The organism is Psychrosphaera aquimarina (genome assembly GCF_032461525.1).
In the GTDB taxonomy this organism is placed as follows: domain Bacteria; phylum Pseudomonadota; class Gammaproteobacteria; order Enterobacterales; family Alteromonadaceae; genus Psychrosphaera; species Psychrosphaera aquimarina.
In genome coordinates, this window is the sequence record NZ_JAWCUA010000003.1 from 100,020 (window position 1) to 119,625 (window position 19,606).

20 protein-coding genes are annotated in these 19,606 nt (G+C 36.9%); 8 read left to right on the forward strand and 12 right to left on the reverse strand.

Annotated elements, in window-relative coordinates:
• Positions 1-426 precede the first annotated feature (426 nt).
• Positions 427-3,234, forward strand: a complete 2,808-nt coding sequence (gene polA / locus RT723_RS03595; RefSeq protein WP_315945911.1) for a DNA polymerase I — start codon at positions 427-429, stop codon at positions 3,232-3,234.
• A gap of 486 nt (positions 3,235-3,720) precedes the next feature.
• Here the strand turns inward: polA and yihA are convergent, their stop codons facing one another.
• A complete protein-coding gene (gene yihA / locus RT723_RS03600; RefSeq protein ID WP_315946302.1) occupies positions 3,721-4,353 on the reverse strand; it encodes a ribosome biogenesis GTP-binding protein YihA/YsxC in 633 nt (210 codons plus the stop codon).
• 191 nt (positions 4,354-4,544) lie between these two features.
• Between yihA and RT723_RS03605 the strand changes: the two genes are divergently transcribed.
• The 3 genes from RT723_RS03605 to RT723_RS03615 all read left to right on the forward strand — a co-directional run bounded on the left by RT723_RS03605 (position 4,545) and on the right by RT723_RS03615 (position 6,818).
• Positions 4,545-5,171 (forward strand): c-type cytochrome, encoded by a 627-nt coding sequence (locus RT723_RS03605; protein WP_216056544.1) that lies wholly within the window; start codon positions 4,545-4,547, stop codon positions 5,169-5,171.
• Positions 5,172-5,794: 623 nt separating this feature from the next.
• Positions 5,795-6,352, forward strand: a complete 558-nt coding sequence (gene yihI, locus RT723_RS03610) for a Der GTPase-activating protein YihI (protein ID WP_315945912.1) — start codon at positions 5,795-5,797, stop codon at positions 6,350-6,352.
• 10 nt (positions 6,353-6,362) lie between these two features.
• On the forward strand, positions 6,363-6,818 hold the full coding sequence (locus tag RT723_RS03615) for a DUF2489 domain-containing protein (protein WP_315945913.1): 456 nt from the start codon (positions 6,363-6,365) through the stop codon (positions 6,816-6,818).
• 73 nt (positions 6,819-6,891) lie between these two features.
• Here RT723_RS03615 and yihG read toward each other — a convergent pair whose 3' ends face one another.
• The 3 genes from yihG to RT723_RS03630 form a co-directional block, all read right to left on the reverse strand.
• Complete coding sequence (gene yihG, locus RT723_RS03620; protein WP_216056685.1) at positions 6,892-7,791, reverse strand: 1-acylglycerol-3-phosphate O-acyltransferase, YihG family; 900 nt, start codon at positions 7,789-7,791, stop codon at positions 6,892-6,894.
• 140 nt (positions 7,792-7,931) lie between these two features.
• Positions 7,932-8,180, reverse strand: coding sequence for a DUF3630 family protein (locus RT723_RS03625; protein ID WP_315945914.1), 249 nt, complete (start codon positions 8,178-8,180; stop codon positions 7,932-7,934).
• Positions 8,181-8,182: 2 nt separating this feature from the next.
• The gene (locus RT723_RS03630) at positions 8,183-8,563 is read right to left on the reverse strand and encodes a YbaN family protein (RefSeq protein WP_315945915.1); all 381 of its coding nucleotides are present in this window, start codon (positions 8,561-8,563) and stop codon (positions 8,183-8,185) included.
• An 80-nt stretch (positions 8,564-8,643) separates the two neighbouring features.
• On the opposite strand from RT723_RS03630, the gene RT723_RS03635 reads away from it, so the two are divergent.
• On the forward strand, positions 8,644-9,189 hold the full coding sequence (locus RT723_RS03635; RefSeq protein ID WP_315945916.1) for a DUF1285 domain-containing protein: 546 nt from the start codon (positions 8,644-8,646) through the stop codon (positions 9,187-9,189).
• Here the strand turns inward: RT723_RS03635 and RT723_RS03640 are convergent.
• From RT723_RS03640 to cutA, 6 genes are all read right to left on the reverse strand, one after another.
• Positions 9,186-9,485 (reverse strand): hypothetical protein, encoded by a 300-nt coding sequence (locus tag RT723_RS03640; protein ID WP_315945917.1) that lies wholly within the window; start codon positions 9,483-9,485, stop codon positions 9,186-9,188. The genes RT723_RS03635 and RT723_RS03640 overlap by 4 nt on opposite strands.
• Before the next feature lie 127 nt (positions 9,486-9,612).
• Complete coding sequence (gene accC, locus RT723_RS03645; RefSeq protein ID WP_315945918.1) at positions 9,613-10,974, reverse strand: acetyl-CoA carboxylase biotin carboxylase subunit; 1,362 nt, start codon at positions 10,972-10,974, stop codon at positions 9,613-9,615.
• A 13-nt stretch (positions 10,975-10,987) separates the two neighbouring features.
• Positions 10,988-11,443 carry an acetyl-CoA carboxylase biotin carboxyl carrier protein gene (accB, locus tag RT723_RS03650; protein ID WP_315945919.1) on the reverse strand — a complete coding sequence of 152 codons (456 nt, stop codon included), beginning with the start codon at positions 11,441-11,443 and terminating at the stop codon, positions 10,988-10,990.
• Between the two features lie 38 nt (positions 11,444-11,481).
• Complete coding sequence (gene aroQ / locus RT723_RS03655; protein WP_315945920.1) at positions 11,482-11,928, reverse strand: type II 3-dehydroquinate dehydratase; 447 nt, start codon at positions 11,926-11,928, stop codon at positions 11,482-11,484.
• A gap of 331 nt (positions 11,929-12,259) precedes the next feature.
• Entirely contained in the window at positions 12,260-14,056 is a 1,797-nt protein-coding gene (locus tag RT723_RS03660; RefSeq protein WP_315945921.1) for a protein-disulfide reductase DsbD, read from the reverse strand.
• A 2-nt stretch (positions 14,057-14,058) separates the two neighbouring features.
• Entirely contained in the window at positions 14,059-14,382 is a 324-nt protein-coding gene (cutA, locus tag RT723_RS03665) for a divalent-cation tolerance protein CutA (RefSeq protein WP_216056555.1), read from the reverse strand.
• A 127-nt stretch (positions 14,383-14,509) separates the two neighbouring features.
• Here cutA and RT723_RS03670 point away from each other — a divergent pair, with 127 nt between their 5' ends.
• On the forward strand, positions 14,510-15,001 hold the full coding sequence (locus RT723_RS03670) for an FxsA family protein (protein WP_216056556.1): 492 nt from the start codon (positions 14,510-14,512) through the stop codon (positions 14,999-15,001).
• A gap of 88 nt (positions 15,002-15,089) precedes the next feature.
• On the opposite strand, the gene RT723_RS03675 is transcribed toward RT723_RS03670, so the two are convergent.
• Entirely contained in the window at positions 15,090-16,949 is a 1,860-nt protein-coding gene (locus tag RT723_RS03675; protein WP_315945922.1) for a hypothetical protein, read from the reverse strand.
• A 177-nt stretch (positions 16,950-17,126) separates the two neighbouring features.
• Here RT723_RS03675 and RT723_RS03680 point away from each other — a divergent pair, with 177 nt between their 5' ends.
• The gene (locus RT723_RS03680; RefSeq protein ID WP_105051466.1) at positions 17,127-17,417 is read left to right on the forward strand and encodes a co-chaperone GroES; all 291 of its coding nucleotides are present in this window, start codon (positions 17,127-17,129) and stop codon (positions 17,415-17,417) included.
• 100 nt (positions 17,418-17,517) lie between these two features.
• Complete coding sequence (gene groL, locus RT723_RS03685) at positions 17,518-19,164, forward strand: chaperonin GroEL (protein ID WP_216056558.1); 1,647 nt, start codon at positions 17,518-17,520, stop codon at positions 19,162-19,164.
• A gap of 173 nt (positions 19,165-19,337) precedes the next feature.
• Here the strand turns inward: groL and RT723_RS03690 are convergent, their stop codons facing one another.
• Positions 19,338-19,568: a hypothetical protein gene (locus RT723_RS03690; RefSeq protein ID WP_315945923.1), complete on the reverse strand. Its 231-nt coding sequence runs from the start codon at positions 19,566-19,568 to the stop codon at positions 19,338-19,340.
• Between the last annotated feature and the right edge of the window lie 38 nt (positions 19,569-19,606).

Genomic DNA, 19,606 nt, shown 5'->3' on the forward strand with positions numbered 1-19,606 from the left:
AAGTAAATGCCTATATTTATTTATTTTTTTATATGGAATTAACTACTTAGACTGTAGTCAGCTGTGTTTAAATATTATTATTGTAAAATAATATAAAAAAGAGCTAGATCCAACTCAATTTTATGTGTAAGTTATCTGTCCTGTTTTTCACAAACAGGACAAAAAGTGACCCGTTAGAGGTTCACCAATGGAATATAATAATAACAATATCGGAGCCGTCATAGACGCTTATATACAATTAATACATCTTTATATATTTAAAACATTTGCTTAACTAAGTAGATTTTTATTCACCTACTTATCCACAAGTTTAAAATGTTATTCACAAATTTAATATCATGTTGAACGCTATGCCTATAGCGGTTTTCGACATTTTATGTCATTCTTATTCACTAATTTATTCAAAGTAATCTGGAAATAATCCACATGACTACTGATCGCATTTCAGACCCTAATTTGCCTTTAATTTTAGTTGATGGTTCTTCGTACTTATTTCGTGCTTATCATTCACCTCCACATTTAACTAATTCTCGTGGCGAATCAACCGGTGCTATCTATGGCGTGATCAACATGCTTAAAAGTTTAGTTAGACAGTACTCACCTCAACAAATGATAGTTATATTTGATGCTAAAGGTCCAACATTTAGAAATGATATGTATGCTGAATACAAAGCAAACAGACCGCCAATGCCTGATGATCTTAGATATCAAATAGAACCTTTACATAAAATAATTGAAGCTATGGGGTTACCCATTATCGCTATCGAAGGCGTTGAAGCCGATGACGTCATTGGAACCATTGCTCACGAACAATCTCAATTAGGCAATAAAGTATTGATCAGTACGGGCGACAAGGACATGGCACAACTTGTTAACGAACATGTCACGCTTATTAATACCATGACAAATACAATCTTGACCCCTGAAGGGGTTGAGACCAAATTTGGTGTTAAACCAGAATTAATCATAGATTACTTGGCATTAATGGGTGATAAGGTAGACAACATCCCGGGGATTCCTGGCGTTGGTGAAAAAACTGCCGTGGCCCTTATCCAAGGATTAGGCAGTATCAAAAACATCTATCAGCATATCGATGATGTCGCTGCATTAGGGTTCCGGGGCTCAAAGACAATGCCGACTAAGCTTATTGATAATAAAGAGCAACTAGAGCTTTCTTATCAACTTGCCACCATTAAACTCGATGTTGATCACGGTATTTCTGCTGACAACATGTTTATACAGTCGCCAAATAAAGAAAAACTAGCTGAGTTATATAAAGAGTGTGAATTCAAGCGTTGGTTAGCCGAAGTTCTTGCTGGTAATGATAACTCTGAGCCACCTTTGGTTGGTTCTATTAAAAAACCTGAACCAAGTGAACAAGACGCACCTCAAATCAATGCCCCAACGATTGATAAAAGTTTATACCAAACCATTTTCACTTTGCCTCAATGGCAATCCATCCTAGATGAAGTTAGTCAGGCTAAATTAATAGCTTTTGATACCGAAACCACATCTATAGATTACATGGACGCCGAACTTGTTGGTCTATCAATAGCTTATGAATTCAACGATGATATCAAAGCGGTTTATGTCCCCCTAGCACATGACTATGAAGGCGCGCCTTCACAAATAACGTTAGAAGAGATCACGCCTAGTTTACAAACATTATTGGCAAATGATTCCATCCATAAAGTAGGTCAAAACCTTAAATATGATATCAACGTTCTCGCAAAATATAACTTAGTTATTAATGGCGTAGTCGGTGACACTATGTTGCAGTCTTATGTGTTTAATAGTACCGCGACAAAACATAATATGGACAGCTTAGCGTTAAAGTATCTTGGCCATAGTTGCATTTCTTTTGAAGATATTGCTGGCAAAGGAGCCAAGCAATTAACCTTTAATCAAATTCCCATTGAAACTGCCGCTCCATATGCCGCAGAAGATGCGGATATAACGTTAAGGTTATTCAAATTCTTTAATGAAAAACTCCAACACATTTCGCCTTTGAATGAGTTAATGAAAAACATTGAATTACCTTTAATGCCAATTTTATCTCATATCGAACACAACGGTGTATTAATTGATGCAGACCAAATGCATGCATTAAGCAGTGAGTTTTCACTAAAACTAGAACAGTTAGAACAAAAAGCACATGAAATTGCAGGTGAAGCGTTTAACTTAGCTTCACCAAAACAACTGCAAGTTATTCTATTTGAAAAGTTAGAGCTGCCAGTTATTAAGAAAACACCAAAAGGTGCACCTTCCACAGCTGAAGAAGTGTTATTGGAACTTTCTCATGATTACGACTTGCCAAAAGTTATTATGGAATTTAGAGGGTTAAGTAAACTCAAATCAACATATACCGACAAATTACCATTAATGATAAAACCAGCTACAGGCCGTGTACATACGTCTTATCATCAAGCTATTGCGGCAACGGGTAGACTTAGTTCAACTGATCCTAATTTACAAAATATACCGATTAGAAATGAAAACGGCCGTCGTATTAGAGAAGCTTTTGTTGCCCCAGCAAATACCAAAATCGTTGCGATTGATTACTCTCAAATTGAACTGAGGATCATGGCGCATCTAAGCAACGACCAAGGCCTATTAACGGCGTTTGCTAATAACTTAGATATTCACAAAACGACCGCTTCAGAAGTGTTTTCAACACCATTTGATGACGTCACAACTGAACAACGACGAGCAGCTAAAGCCGTTAACTTTGGCTTAATTTACGGAATGTCTGCTTTTGGTTTAGCACGCCAATTAGGTATTAAACGTGGTGAAGCACAATCATACATAGATAAATACTTTGAAAAATTCCCTGGTGTATTAACGTATATGGAAACCACTCGGGTTAATGCTGAAAAACAAGGATATGTAGAAACTTTGTTTGGTCGACGTTTATATTTACCAGATATCACAGCTCGTAACGTGCCTCGTAGAAAAGCTGCGGAACGTGCAGCAATTAATGCGCCTATGCAAGGTACCGCAGCAGACATCATAAAAATGGCTATGATTAACGTTTATCAATGGTTAACGACTAATAATATTGCCGGGGTGAAACTTGTCATGCAAGTTCACGATGAATTAGTTTTTGAAATTAATCAGGATCTAGTAGAACAATATTTGCCAATCTTAACAGACCTAATGCAAAACGCAGCAAGTTTGAATGTGCCATTAATTGCAGACTCAGGTATTGGAGATAATTGGGACCAAGCACATTAATTAAAATAAAATTACATTTAAACAAGCGGTTTTGTAATTTAATTACAAGACCGTTTTTTTTGCCTCATCCACTAAACATAATCATATACAAATAAATTTTTGTGAATATATCACTGATTAATGTCAAAAATTTCTACGATTTATCGAACAAACTATTAGAGTAAATTATTTAATTATTTAAATTTAATTTAACTAATAATTATCATACCCCTTTAAAATAGAGGCGTTGATCAAGGTATAAAAACTCGATTTTTTTAGAGTAAAGACTTTACTTTTAAATTTAAAGCGTTATTATGTCTACAGTCTCTCTAACGAGTTGACCCTGTTGATATTTGACGAGAATTTATAGCCTCTCCCCAATTTGCTATGACCGACGCCTTTAAAGCGTCGGTTTTTTTTTGCTTTTTATTTGGTTTTAAAACTATTTTGTAATTTGATTACAGCCATTAACTTATTATTAATAGCTGTAAGTGTTGCCAATGGAAATTAAAGCTCAGAATCTTCAGGTACAGGAGGGATTAACTCTTCAGCATCAAACCAAATGTCTAACTTTTTAGATAACTGTGGGATCCCCAGCTTTTTCAAAGAAGAAAAAGTTTCAACGGATACATCACCATTGAACTCTTTTGCCATCTCTTTAATTCGTAATAACTCAGATTTACGTTTGCCCGATTTGTATTTATCCGCTTTCGTCAATAAAGCCAAAACAGGTAGATCAACTTCAACCGCCCAATGGATAAGGTCTTTGTCCAAGTCTTTCATCGGATGGCGAATATCCATTAAAACAATTAACCCTTTTAAACAGTTACGTTTTTGTAGGTATTCAGTAAGGGATTTTTGCCATTTTAATTTCATCGCTAATGGCACTTTAGCAAAGCCATATCCTGGTAAATCTATCAAACGACGTTCATTGCCCACATCAAACACATTAATTAATTGTGTTCGCCCAGGCGTTTTACTGGTTCTGGCTAATCCAGTTTGATCGGTTAATGTATTTAACGCACTTGATTTGCCCGCATTTGATCGACCAGCAAACGCAACTTCGTATCCTGAATCGATAGGCAAGCGGCGAATATCAGGCGCCGACGTTAAAAAAGACGCTTTGGTATAGTTAATAATTGATTTAGACACCGCATTTCCTCTATATATTTGTTATCTAACTTTAATAATTCAACAACTTGAGTTAAATATACTCTCTAAGAATGTTTCACATTCTCACATTTGGTGTAGAATATCCTTAATTATACTCTTTGCGTGAACTGCTTCATAGACAAAGGATTTGAGATAACTTAAATAATAGAGACAATACTATGAGAAATATTGCATTTACACTTACCATGTTAGTTGGACTCATTGGTTCAGCTCAAGCAACTGAAGGAAATGCCGAAGCCGGTAAAACAAAATCTGCTACTTGTGCTGCTTGTCATGGCGCCGACGGTAATGCAGCTGTCGCTATTTATCCCAAAATTGCTGGCCAACATGCCGGATACATATATAAGCAGTTAAAAGAATTTAAATTAGGCATGACCTCTAGTGGTAAAGAAGGACGTTATGACCCTGTCATGAGCGGAATGGCAGCACCTTTGTCAGATCAAGATATGAAAGATGTGGCTGCTTACTTTGCATCTCAAACTATGAGCTCAGGTAGTACACCAGAAGATGTCGTAGAAGTTGGTCAAGACTTATACCGCGGCGGCGATATGGAGCGTGGAATTCCAGCTTGTTTAGCATGTCATGGTCCTAGAGGTGTTGGACACAGCCTTGCGGGCTTTCCAAAAATTTCTTTTCAACACCCTGACTATATTAAAGCTCAACTTGAAAAATTCAGAGATGGCACTAGAACTAACGACATGAATGGTATGATGCGTGACATTGCTGTTAAATTAACAGATAAAGACATTGAGATATTATCTAAATACATGTCTGGACTTCACTAGTCTGTTTGATCAAATTGTTTAATTAAAAAAAGCGTCCTTTTGACGCTTTTTTTATATCGATTAATTGTAATCCATTAACCAATACATTTTGTGAGATATTAACCATTACTTTATGTAAGTCATTGCTGATAAAAATAATCGTATATTAATTAACCTTATGTAAAACAACAATATTTTGTATTTTTTATGATCAAGGTGTAAAAAAAGTAAATATTTACTTGTGACTTTTATCAATAAGAGTACATTAACCCCCGTTACCACGTAGCAAATAAAAATATGGATGCGACTCAAGGAAGTGGGTGTGGATACTAACTAGCGGAGTATTGTATGGGCTCCCAAGGAAGAACTAATAAAGTGTCAAGATGACCAATAATTAATAAAGACATATACGGATATTAAATAAAAATAAAACGGATTATTAAATGAGTGACTAGACAAGGTTGTCATGCGTTCGGAAGGAATAATCGAAGTTAAATAGAAGAGGTGTCAAACTCAGTTTGAACACAATCACAAATTCAAGGCGATAGTTGTCACACTGTCGCCTTTTTTATTGCCTGTTATTCCATAAATACAATTTCTTCAGTAAACTCACATTAACTAAATACCCATATGTCGGATAAATAATGACACGCCAGAAAAAAAGCAGAAAAGTAGCTGAGATAAGAGTTAAGAGTAAAGATACTCGCTCTGAAAAGCCTACTCAAAATCGTCGTAAAAAAACACCCAAAGGCCAAAAATCAGGAACTAGAAATAGTCTAGTTGAAGAAAGTAAAGTTCATATTGCCGGCACTACGACTAAAAAAGATCCAAAGCACGGCAGCAAAAAACCAATACCGCTTACAGGTGAAGTAAAAAAAGATCTTGTTGAAAAAGAAATCAAGCATTCGACAAATCAACCTTCTGCAAAATTAAACAAAGCAAAAATGGATGTTATACCACCGGATGTTGAATTAACGGATATTGAATCTGATGGAGTGTTAATCGGTTTAGTTGAACGAGTTGAAGACGGTGAATTACTGACAGGAAAAGAAGCTAAATACTTTAATAAGCTAATGGATCGTCATGCTGAATTACTTAAAATTCTTGGTGTTGAAGACGACGAAAGTGATTTTGACGAAGACGTAGATCCAATTGAAGGCCTTAAGTCTAATCAATGGGATGACTTACTTGACGACAAATAGGTAATCAACTTTGTATATTATTATTACATTAGCTGTTGTGATCATTGCCGGTCTTTCTTACTACGCAGGTACTTTGATTTGGCAAGTGAAACAACAAAAGAAAACAGCAGCGGCAGAAAAAACAAAACGACTTAGTTATATCACAGACAGCATTTTCCATATTGCTAAAGCAATGCAAGCTGAACAATGCGAGCCGTCTGAGGGTGTGTTAAGAATTTGGGTATTGTTAGAGCATTATAATAATGACCAGCCAGAACCTAAGTACTATCAAGAAGTGTATCCGGGTTATTGGTCGTTATATTCTGAGATAAAAGATATGCCTACCCATGACGCTAGAAAGAAGTTTAATAAAAAAGAAATATTAAAATTAGATCTAGAGCGAATGGAAGCGGAACAAAAATACGCTGAACAAATCGTAGTAGATACTAATCACTTATTAACCGAGTTTGATATTAAAAGTAATTAAGCTTGGGCTACAAAGCAAAAAGGGAAAAACTATGTTTTTTCCCTTTTTTAATTCTACAAAAGCCTAATACTAATTATTGGTTTTGCGCTTGTAGTTTCAATTGCTCAAGTGTTTTCTCTTTTTGTTGCCACAACCCCGACACCCAATTATGAATATATTTTTTATATTCTTTATCAGTAGAATAATCACCTATTAACTCTTTGTTAATGTCATGGATGTCTACATGCATGAATACTTCTTTTACTTGGCCTGACAAGAAGTTATAAAAAGTTGGAATTTTATTGGGGTAATATATCGTTACATCCACGACTTTATGTAACTGCTCCCCCATCACTGTTAATACAAAACCGACTCCACCTGATTTTGGTTTTAATAAACCTTTAAACGGACTGTTTTGCATGTCATGTTTTTCATCCGTATATCGAGTACCTTCCATAAAGTTCATTATCGATACTGGTGTATGTTTAAACTTCTCGCACGATTTTTTTGTCGTTTCTAAGTCTTTGCCTTTTAGATGTGGATTTTTTGCTAAAAATGATTTGCTATAACGCTTCATAAACGGAAAATCTAACGCCCACCACGCTAAACCCAATAATGGTACATAAATTAACTGGTGTTTTAAGAAGAACTTTAGAAATGGTAATTTACGATTAAATACACGCTGTAAAACAACAATATCAACCCACGATTGATGGTTAGCCACGACAAGGTACCAATCTTTATTGGATAATTCATAATTACCTGACACGTTTACATTCATCCGACTGAATATGCGTTGGATAAAATAGTTTACCGTTACCCAACCGGTGGCACAGGTATCTAATACTCTTCCGATACTTGCTCGTAACCAAGTAATAGGTATTAACTTAAAAACAGACAGTACAAATATAGGAATGCACCAAAATATAGTATTCAATATATAGAAACTTAAAGAAATTATGGCTATAAATAATCCAGCTAGATTTTTTAACAGGTTCTGCACGTTGTTACTCTTCACTTCTTAATTTAAAAATAGACGTTGAATTTGGTAAGTCGATATCGATGACTGTGTTGTGTTACTTGAGTATTTTACTTAACTCGCTATTGCTTTAGAAGTGAAAATAAAACATTTGTTTAAAAGTCAGTTTCAATCCAAATTGAACCTGTGTAATGCTCAAACTGTAAAATGAATTGATGTTGGCCTTTACGGTATCTTACCTGGTGTCTATCCATACCTATATCCTGTGCTATCAAGGTTGCACTTTCATGATCAATAAATAACTCGACAAATTGATCAAACTCTTCCCAATCAGGATGAGGTGTCACTACCACATTGGTGACCTCACCTTCTTTCACTAATTTATATGTATATTCTTGTTTCACATTTATTTCTTATTAATTTGTGATGGTCTTGACCATATAAAGGAAAATACCAAAAACATAATTCCAGCAATTATTAACTTAACGGTATTATTCATATCTACAAAATAGAATGAAATAGTAAGCATAATAATAACACTACAAGTTGCTGTGATTTTGGCTCTTAAAGTGATAACCCCATACTTTTCCCAATTTTGGATCATATTGCCAAAAACTGAATGAGATAATAACCACTGATGAAATCGAGGTGAGCTTTTAGAAAAACTAAAAGCGGCGAGCAGTACAAATGGCGTGGTTGGTAATAACGGCAAAATAACTCCGACGATGCCTATTATTAGACTTGTCCAAGCTAATACAAAATACCCTATTTTATTCAACGAATACATCTGCTAGACCAATTAATATTCCGCATTGGCATATTATGCTACGATTCATGGACTATGTCAGAATAATTAAAGGAAGCACAATGGATTTAAATGATTTGGTCAAGCAGATTGATGCACTCGAATCTTCTCCTCCATTTGAGTTATGGAATCCACCAAATTGTGGCGACATCGACATGGTTATTAAGTCAGATGGCAGTTGGTGGTATATGGGCACACCGATAACCAGAGAGAAGTTAGTGAAACTGTTTTCTACCGTTCTGATCAACGAAAATGCTAATTATTTTCTTAAGACCCCAGCTGAGAAAATCGGAATAAAAGTAGAAGATGCACCTTTTATCATTACTGATTGGCAAACCTTAAAAACCAACAAAGAAGATGCAATACAAGTTATATCAAATCTTGGCCATAAGGCTATTTTGTCATCAACGCATCCATTAACAATTCATAACGAAGAGTCACAACAAGCCAAGCTTTATGTTGAATTACACCGTGGTTTAAAGGCAAAAGTGCATAGAAATGTATATTACCAGTGGATTAATACGGCTCAGGAAAAAACAATTGAGGGGGTCACTCATTTAGGTATATTCAGTGGTGGAACCTTTTTCTCAATGGGAGCGATTGACTAAATTAAACGAGCTATTTTTTCATATATTTTAGCGGCTTGGACCGGAGATAAATTTCCTCGTATATCACTTTGTCCTGTCGTGGAGCTCACTCTCACTTGTTCCGATTCTATCTGTGGTTCTTGTGGTAAATTACCGGAGATATGTACATTTTGACTATTTTGTCTTGTTAACTCTGCCGCTGTTGGGATCTGACTTACCTTATCGATGATTTCCGCTTGTTTAGTGCGTACCGCAACACGAGAGGCAACTTTAGTTTGCTCTACTCCTGCAGTGACAGAATAATTAGAAATCGACACGGTTCACTCGCTAACACAAATATTTAAGGCAGTTATAATTATAGTTCAAATTACTGGGTTCACCGTCCAATATCAAATATTTCAAACACAAAAAAACCGAGCCTTAGCTCGGTTTTTAATAATAGATTTACAACAAAGTAACTTCTATTTCTGCATACCCAATTTTTTCTAAATAGTGAATGTTTGTTCCACCATTTTGGAAATGCTCATCATCCATAATGCGTTGCTGTAAAGGGACATTAGTTTTAATGCCTTCAATCAACAGCTCGTTTAATGCATGTTCCATACGCTTAATAGCTATGCCACGGTTTTCACCGTAAGTAATAAGTTTACCAACCATTGAATCATAGTTTGGCGGCACTTTATAATTGGTATAAATATGAGAATCCCAACGAACACCTAAACCACCTGGTGAATGGAAACGAGTAATTTCCCCAGCACATGGAATAAATGACTCCGGATCTTCAGCATTAATACGACATTCAATAGCGTGACCACGGATCACGATATCGTCTTGTGTAAGCGATAACGGCTGACCTGCAGCAATGCGTAATTGTTCTTTTATTAAATCAACACCTGTTACCATTTCCGTAACTGGATGTTCAACCTGAATACGCGTATTCATTTCAATAAAGTAGAATTCGCCATTTTCGTATAAAAATTCAAAAGTACCCGCACCACGATAACCAAGTTCAATACAAGCTCTAACACAACGATCACCAATGTATTTTCGCAAGTCAGCAGTGATACCTGGCGCAGGCGCTTCTTCTACTACTTTTTGATGACGACGTTGCATTGAACAGTCACGCTCACCTAAATGAACGGCGTTGCCTTGACCGTCGGCTAATACTTGAATTTCAATATGACGAGGATTTTCAAGGAATTTTTCCATGTAAACCACATCATTATTAAATGCAGCACCGGCTTCTTGTTTAGTTAACGCTATTGAGTCAATTAGTTCTGCTTCGCTTCTTACCACGCGCATACCACGACCACCACCGCCACCAGCCGCTTTTACGATCAATGGATAACCAATGCGTTTAGCAATTGATTTATTAACTGCTGGATCATCACCAAGTTCACCATCTGAACCAGGAACACAAGGAACGCCTGCTTTTTTCATGGCTTCAATTGCAGATACTTTATCACCCATCAAACGAATGGTATCGCCTGTTGGCCCGATAAAAATCAAACCGCTTTTTTCAACTTGATCAGCAAAATCGGCGTTTTCAGCTAAAAATCCATAACCAGGATGTATCGCCACCGCATCTGTTACTTCTGCAGCTGCAATAATACGTGGAATATTTAAATAGCTGTCTTGAGCTGATGCTTTACCAATACAAATAGTTTCATCTGCAAGTAATACGTGTTTTAGGTTTTTATCGACAACAGAATGAACTGCAACAGTCTTAATCCCTAGCTCTTTACATGCGCGCAAAATACGAAGTGCTATTTCACCTCGGTTTGCAATAACGACTTTATCTATCATGTGAAGCCCCTACTTATTCAATTATGAATAAAGGTTGATCAAATTCTACTGGGTCTTCGTTTTCAACAAGAATAGCTTTAATAACACCAGCCTTGTCAGATTCGATTTGATTCATCATTTTCATCGCTTCGATGATACACAATACATCACCAACTTGAACAGATTGACCAACTTCAGCAAATGCAGGAGAAGAAGGAGAAGAAGCTCTGTAGAAAGAACCAACCATTGGTGATTTAACTTGATGACCAGATGCTACAGCAGGAGCTGCATCAGCAACTGGAGCGGCAGGTGCTGGTGCTGGCGCAGCGGCTTGTTGTGCAGGAGCAGCAACAATTGGTGCAGCTTGCATTACTGGAGCTGGCGCTGCAGCAGAAATACGTATTGACTCTTCGCCTTCAGTGATTTCAATTTCACCAACGCCAGATTCAATAACCATATCAACTAATGTTCTTATTTTACGAATATCCATCTTAATTACCTACTTATAAAAAGCTAATTTATTAAATACTATTTTGATAAATGGTTCATCGCATGCACTAATGCGTAGCGGTAACCATCTGTCCCAAGTCCACAAATCACGCCCTGAGCAATGTCAGATAAAAACGATTTATGGCGAAATTTTTCTCTGGCGTGAACATTTGAAATATGTACTTCAATAAACGGAATGTTCACTCCCAACAATGCATCACGTAATGCAACGCTTGTGTGTGTAAAAGCAGCGGGATTAAAAATAATAAAATTTATCTTTCCCATCGCTTGATGGATAGCATCTATCAACTCAGCTTCCGAGTTGGATTGTTTATGGAACAGTTGTACATTATTAGATGACGCTTGCTCTTTAAGTTCTGCAACTAACTCATCTAACGTGCGCGCGCCATATATTTCAGGCTCACGTTTGCCCAACAAATTTAAATTTGGCCCATTTAACAATAAAACGCTGCTATTTGTAGTCATCTACCCACCTTTTTCTCTTATCATGCATTTTTATTTATTTTTTGTTATTCCACCTCAATACTGACTGGAAAACAAGCATGTAAAGAAATTAACTAGGTATTATAGAGAAATCAACACAATTAGCAGCAAAATACTGGTCTAATGACACGGAGTGGGAGTTGAGGCGGTTAAAACCACAGGATTAAAGTCGAATGCCTCACCATTTTGGCATCGTTTTGTTTGTCAGAACCTAATTTTAGGCTCAACCATGACTCTCTAGTTTATTAATTAAGTCGATAAACCAGAGAGTGTCTTTGAAGTATTGAAGTGGAAGAGCCGAAGGATAAACGGTCTATTTTTCAGTAATCACTTTTAAGTGCTGGTTAAATAAAGTTGCATTCATAAAACCTGTCACTCGGTTGTTCGTTAACTCACCTTTTAAAGGGTCAAAAAACATAATAGTAGGCAAACCTAGAATATTATAATACTCGAGTATTTCTAAATCTTGATCTGTATTTTCAGTCATATCAACTTGTAGCAATACAAAGTCAGCCATCTTAGCTTTTACGTCAGTATCAGAGAATGTATAAGCTTCAAACTCTTTACATGCCACACACCAATCCGCATAAAAATCTAACATAACTATTTTATTCATTGCGGAGGCTTGAGCAACTTGCTGCTGTATTTCTTGTAAACTAGTTAGTTGAATAAAAGTATCTGTATGTGTTTCCGTAGTTTGTGCATTACCGGCATAAGTGAGGTTACCCATCCAAGGTTTTGCCACTAAAACAAGTCCACTTAGCAACAGTGTGATTGAAAGCGTCCAAAAAATACTTTTAGCCTGATTACTGCCATTGTTTAAATATTGGAATCTTAAGTAAGCAGCTAAAATAACTAACAGCACACCTGCTAACTGAAGCACAACCGACAACTCAACAATACGTTCTAATAATATAAGCGGAATAGACAATAAGATAAATCCAAAGATAACCTTAACCATATCCATCCATGCGCCCGCTTTTGGCAGTAACTTCCCGCCAGATGCACCAATAACCAATAATGGTAATCCCATACCAAGACTTAAGACATATAAGGTAATAAAACCAATAAACAAATCACCGGTTTGCGCTACGTATAATAACGCACCGGTCAAAGGTGCAGTGGTACAAGGCGAAGCAATAAGACCACTTAATAAGCCCATGGCAAATACGCCAAACACATTGCCTGACTTTTGTTTGTTGCTTACTTCTGTGAGTTTCGAAGTCCAAGACGCTGGGAGTTGTAAATTAATCCAACCAAACATAGCACACGCTAACAGCACAAAAATGATACTGGTGGCAATCAATACCGATGGGTGTTGGAGATAAGCTTGGAACTGCACTCCCATACTTGCAACAACTAAGCCTAATAAAGAGTAAGTTAACGCCATCCCCTGTACATATATAAAGGCTAGGTATAATCCTTTTTTTATTGTCAGGTTTTGTTGGCCAGCAATAATGCCTGATAAAATAGGAAACATTGGAAAGACACATGGAGTGAAAGCCAAGCCAACACCTAACCCAAAGAAGATCAATAAACTAACCAGAAAACTGCCACTGTTTAAACTCTCCGCTAATTGGTTTTGCTGAGAGCTTGAATTAGCCGCTGTGGAGTCACTATTTGTTGATGCGGCGGCATTGTCCACGGTGTCTAGATCTACCACCTTAGTCACAGGGTTGTAACACAAGCCTGCATTGGCACAACCTTGGTAACGAATCTTAATTTGCGCACCCGGTTCAATGTTATCTAATTCAAGTTCAATGATAGCTTCAAAAAAGTAAACTTCTGTGGCACCAAAGAACTCGTCTTCAATTTGACTGCCTTCTGGTTGGCTTTGTTTAATGATAGTTGCGTTTTCTGCTGCAAATTTAAACTTATCTTTATATAAGTAGTAGTCCGTTGCGATAACCCAAGACAAAGTTAACTTTGTGCCTTTTTGTTCAAAATTGAATAAGAAAGCTTCATCAACCTCTAAAAAACTTTGTTGTGATGCAAAGATATCTTTTAAAGGATCTTTATCTGGACTTGGAATTGCGATTGATGCTGTAGCGAACATCAATGTCATCAATAATAGAATTGGGTTGAATTTGTTAACCAAAGTTCGAAACATCTTTATTCGCCTTGTTGTAAATTTTGTTGCATCCAAGATAAATACTCTGAACTGCCATTTGATATATCTAATTGAATTATTTCTGGAACATCATAAGGATGGTGAGTGTTAATATAAGACTCTACTTTTGGCCAATTAATTTCATTGGTTTTAATAAATAATTGGCATTCCGCAGCTTGCTCTACTTTCCCTTGCCATTTATAAATCGACACCATATTTGGCAAGATGTTAACACATGCCGCAATTTCCTGTTTAACCAGTTCTTCGGCTATGGAATGTGCACTCGTTAAATCTGGGCAGGTTGTTAATATTAATTTGTACGTCATTTTGTTTAATTTACGTTTAGTTACTTATTAATTAGGTTTAATTATAAGATGCTTTAATTACTTTACTTGATAACCGCTTATATGTCCCATATAAATAGAGCTCATATTTTTAAAAAGTGAAGTTATTATGCCGTTATTTTTAGTTTTTATTATCGTGCCGTTAATCGAATTAATGTTACTCATAGAAGTCGGTGGCATCATAGGCTCAGGTTGGACGTTTTTGATCATTATCGCCACGGCTATAATAGGTACTAAATTAGTTAAGCAACAGGGACTTCAAACTTGGAGTAAAATTCAACAAGAAATGGCAACTGGGCAATTGCCCGCCCAATCCTTGTTTGACGGTATTTGCATATTAATCTCAGGAATATTATTGATAACCCCTGGATTAATTACTGACGTGATAGGTATGTTATTACTAACGCCTGCATTTAGAACCCTTGCTTATACGCAGCTTGGCAGTAAAATTAAATTTAAAGCGGCTTCGTCTGCTCATTTTCATCAACAAAATCATTCCACCTATGATGGTGAGTTTTCTCATACAGATCAGAGTCAAAACAAAAATTTATCTGACCATCAACCCAATACTCTTGATGGCGAGTTTGAGCGTAAAGATTAATTACGCCTTAACGTTTAAAACGCACCACTAAAGAAACACGCTAATCATATTGCTTGATTAAGCGTGTTTATTTTTATCTGCGTAAGGTTCAAAAAATGACGTTTAACTTAATATACGGACCATGTATCAAGTCTTGTCGCTGGTAATTAATGATCCAACCATCCTCTTCACCTTCCTCTGAATCTTCGGGATCTTGGCTGATATATTCATATTGAAATTTATAACCAGCAAGAATAGAGAGTCCAAGGCCTTTTAAAGACTTAATCCGACGTTGCCATATATAACCTGCATCCAACACCGCCTTTATATCAATGCTGTTTTTACCATGAACATCACCTTCTGCAGTCCCCACGGCATCTAACAAAGCTGCTTTACCCGAATGCAAACGTACGACGCCTAAGCCAAACTCACCGCTGACATACCAACGGTTATAATCTGTTTCATAACGACTCGCATACCAGCCCTCGTCATAACCAATGACCATACCCAACTTAGACAGCTTAAAGTTTTTATCAAATGCCGCTCCAGCAAAACGACGATTGTTATCAGCAAAACCAACCATACTTGGCGAAGCATAAGTAGAATAATATCCTCCCCAGTAAATCCCCCTTTCAGCCATGACTAAAGCTTGGTAAACCACTCTTTTACTATTAAATACATATTGAGACTGTTCTTGTTCGCCTAGTTGATACTTTGCCGTGCCACCAGCATTTAATGACCCGTATACTAACCTTAGGGTATTAGCTCCGGAGAAAAGACCGTGATAGTCATACTGTACAACAAACTCTTTAACCACTTCTTGCAACACATCATTTTCGAGTGTGTTATCAACTGTTTTTCTGGCCTTATTCTGCAATAAACTGACAGCCAATTGACTGTCACCCCATCGTCCCTGCATATAATACGATGTTAAAACATTGGTATTCATATCGTACTCAGTTACCGCTTTTTTCTGCTCTGACGCCTCTACTTTTTGATTTACATGCCAAAACGCAGGTTGGAACCCAGCACCAATCATAAACTCTATCCAACTCGCATTGGCAAACTCGTGTTGCTCATATTGCATTTGAGCTAACTCAATATTGGCGTATCTAAATTTTTCACGTGTACCACTTGTACTATTTAAGGCACTAAAGGTGACGTCTTTTTTTGTCATTTCCACATTAGGTTCAAAACCGAAATTGTGTAATTCACTGTCATTAACTTTGCCCACATTGGCTATACCACTGGCCGAAAAGTTATAAGCTACTAGCGCTTTATTGTATGCGTTTACCCATTCGTAAAGAGCAGCAGAGAACTGACGATCACCTCTGGAGTTCACGCCTAAAATATTTCCAAAATCACTGTTTTTATGTAAATTAGTTTGAGCCGTTAACCAGCTCGAATCTGATGATTTAAGACTATTCAAATCGTTTACATGTAACTGATATTCTAATAGTTCTTCATCATACTTATTGGCATGTTCACTTATGTAGGCAAAATTTATCACTCCGCCTTGATAGTGATCTATCACCGCGACCTTTACATTGGGGATTAATGAAAATTGGTGATTTTGATTACCAGAGAAACGACCCAATACATCAATTGAATTCTCTTTAATGCAAACGACTTCCCCTAGTACCGATATGTCTCTATCTAACCCCGAGCACATTTTAGTTGTGCTAAATTTTTTCCGATTCTTTGAACTGTGTAGATAATAATGTGTGACTGTTTTTTTCCCGCGCGAAACCGGTAAAGAGACCAATGCCCATTCAATATCAGAATAAATAGCACCAATTTGTAATCTTGCTTTGTGGTTATAGTAAAACCGTTGTTCACCTACAATTAACGTCTGTGAACAATCTTTTTTACAATCCTTGTTACGCTTTTTTAATTCCACCTTGGCAGTGCTAAAGCTTGATATTGTCATTAACCACAACGTGATGAATAGATAAATCCAGTGCTTCAAAATCATTCCTTTTTATATTTAACCTTCTTGGCATGTGCATTAAATAATATTGTCAGCTGCAATCACAACATTTTTTACTTTTATCACTTGGAATTGAAGTAAACACCCCCACTATAGTTGCAACTTAAAGAATGCCTTAGAGCATAATATAAACCCTAAATCTGGAGATTATGATAAATGACTATTCGTCCTCTACATGACCGTTTAATTGTTAAACGTAATGAACAAGAAACTAAATCAGCTGGCGGAATCGTATTAACAGGTTCAGCAGCAGAAAAATCAACTCGCGGTGAAGTAATTGCAGTAGGCAATGGCCGTATTTTAGAAAACGGAGACGTGCGAGCGTTAGACGTTAAAGTTGGTGATACGGTTATATTTAGTGAAGGTTATGGCGTTAAAACTGAAAAGTTAGACGGTGAAGAAGTTTTGATCATGTCAGAATCTGACATCTTAGCAATTGTAGAATAATTAATTCATTGTAGTGAGCCCTATAAGTAAACGCTTACTACTCTATTTATTATTAACTAGCTTTAATAAATAAAAAGCAAAGAATACATAGGAAATAAAAATGGCAGCTAAAGACGTAAAATTCGGTAACGACGCACGCATCAAAATGTTAGCAGGCGTAAACGTACTTGCAGACGCAGTAAAAGTAACATTAGGTCCTAAAGGCCGTAACGTGGTTTTAGACAAATCTTTTGGTGGCCCAGCGATCACTAAAGACGGTGTATCTGTTGCAAAAGAAATCGAACTTGCAGACAAGTTTGAAAACATGGGCGCTCAAATGGTGAAAGAAGTTGCTTCTAAAGCCAATGATGAAGCGGGCGACGGAACAACTACAGCAACAGTATTAGCACAAGCTATTATTAGTGAAGGCATCAAAGCCGTTGCTGCAGATATGAATCCAATGGATTTAAAACGTGGTATCGACAAAGCGGTTAAAGCAGCAATTGAAGAATTAAAAGAATTATCAGTTCCATGTTCAGACAGCAAAGCAATTGCCCAAGTAGGTACTATCTCAGCTAACTCTGACACTGAAATTGGTGACATCATTGCTAAAGCAATGGAAAAAGTAGGTAAAGAAGGCGTTATCACTGTTGAAGAAGGTCAAGCGTTAGAAACAGAGCTTGACGTTGTTGAAGGTATGCAGTTTGACCGTGGTTACTTATCACCTTACTTCATGACTAATCAAGAAAATGGCTCAGTTGAATTAGACTCTCCATTTATTTTATTAGTAGACAAAAAAATCTCTAACATCCGTGAATTACTTCCGACATTAGAAGGCGTAGCCAAAGCGGGTAAGCCATTAGTTATTGTTGCCGAAGATGTTGAAGGCGAAGCATTAGCGACTCTAGTTGTAAATAACATGCGCGGTATCGTTAAAGTTGCAGCGGTTAAAGCACCTGGTTTTGGTGACCGTCGTAAAGCCATGTTACAAGACATCGCTGTATTAACTGGTGGTACTGTTATTTCTGAAGAAATCGGTATGGAACTAGAAAAAGCACAACTTGAAGACCTAGGTACTGCTAAACGTGTTGTTATCACTAAAGACGATACAACTATTATTGATGGTGCTGGTGAACAAGATGGTATTGATGGCCGCGTTGCTCAAATTAAAGCTCAAATTGAAGAATCAACATCTGATTACGACAAAGAAAAACTACAAGAGCGTTTAGCTAAGCTTTCTGGTGGTGTTGCCGTAATTAAAGTTGGTGCATCAACTGAAATGGAAATGAAAGAGAAGAAAGACCGTGTTGACGACGCGCTTCACGCGACTCGCGCAGCGGTAGAAGAAGGTATTGTTGCCGGTGGTGGTACTGCACTTGTACGTGTTGCAGCTAAATTAGCTGGTTTAACAGGTGACAACGAAGACCAAACTCACGGTATAAAAATTGCCCTACGTGCAATGGAAGCACCTTTACGCCAAATCGCATTCAACTCTGGCGATGAAGCTTCAGTTGTTGTTAATAAAGTTAAAGAAGGTGAAGGTAACTACGGTTACAACGCAGCAAACAACACATTTGCTGACTTAGTAGACTTAGGTATTCTTGACCCAACTAAAGTAACTCGTAGTGCGTTACAGTTCGCAGCATCCGTTGCTGGTCTTATGATCACAACAGAAGCGATGATCACTGACACACCACAAGAATCTGCTCCTGCTATGCCTGACATGGGTGGCATGGGCGGAATGGGTGGAATGGGCGGCATGATGTAAACAACATCACACCGTTTCATAGAAACTCAATAAATATTAAATGATATAAAATAGCCCAAACAGCAATGTTTGGGCTTTTTAGTTTATATTCAGCTGTTTAATCACCCAGCTTTTATACTGTGCAACTAAAAGTAGTAATGTAAACGTTTTTTACCTCGGTTATTCGGAGCTGCTTAATCTAGTAATGCGGCTATTTCTATTGAGCCATAAGGTATAAAAATACGTTTACACCCTAAAATATTTACTTCGTTATTGTCTTCTTCATCAGCGTTATCATCATTTGGATTTGATGGCTCAGGCCTAAATATAATAAACTTGTCTGTATAAATCTCAGTAATTCCAACCATAGTTAAACCACTTTTGGTTCGTAATATGAGCTCTTCTTCACGAAATTCATCTTCCATCAATTTTTTAGTAAACATCTCGAACCTTAAATGATAAA

Coding starts and splice junctions, on each gene's coding strand:
- RT723_RS03630 (WP_315945915.1), bottom strand. CDS start 8,563: ATGTATTCGTTGAATAAAATAGGGTATTTTGTATTAGCTTGGACAAGT.
- polA (WP_315945911.1), top strand. CDS start 427: ATGACTACTGATCGCATTTCAGACCCTAATTTGCCTTTAATTTTAGTT.
- RT723_RS03605 (WP_216056544.1), top strand. CDS start 4,545: ATGAGAAATATTGCATTTACACTTACCATGTTAGTTGGACTCATTGGT.
- RT723_RS03680 (WP_105051466.1), top strand. CDS start 17,127: ATGACTATTCGTCCTCTACATGACCGTTTAATTGTTAAACGTAATGAA.
- RT723_RS03670 (WP_216056556.1), top strand. CDS start 14,510: ATGCCGTTATTTTTAGTTTTTATTATCGTGCCGTTAATCGAATTAATG.
- RT723_RS03635 (WP_315945916.1), top strand. CDS start 8,644: ATGGATTTAAATGATTTGGTCAAGCAGATTGATGCACTCGAATCTTCT.
- RT723_RS03660 (WP_315945921.1), bottom strand. CDS start 14,056: ATGTTTCGAACTTTGGTTAACAAATTCAACCCAATTCTATTATTGATG.
- accC (WP_315945918.1), bottom strand. CDS start 10,974: ATGATAGATAAAGTCGTTATTGCAAACCGAGGTGAAATAGCACTTCGT.
- yihI (WP_315945912.1), top strand. CDS start 5,795: ATGACACGCCAGAAAAAAAGCAGAAAAGTAGCTGAGATAAGAGTTAAG.
- aroQ (WP_315945920.1), bottom strand. CDS start 11,928: ATGACTACAAATAGCAGCGTTTTATTGTTAAATGGGCCAAATTTAAAT.
- RT723_RS03690 (WP_315945923.1), bottom strand. CDS start 19,568: ATGGAAGATGAATTTCGTGAAGAAGAGCTCATATTACGAACCAAAAGT.
- accB (WP_315945919.1), bottom strand. CDS start 11,443: ATGGATATTCGTAAAATAAGAACATTAGTTGATATGGTTATTGAATCT.
- groL (WP_216056558.1), top strand. CDS start 17,518: ATGGCAGCTAAAGACGTAAAATTCGGTAACGACGCACGCATCAAAATG.
- cutA (WP_216056555.1), bottom strand. CDS start 14,382: ATGACGTACAAATTAATATTAACAACCTGCCCAGATTTAACGAGTGCA.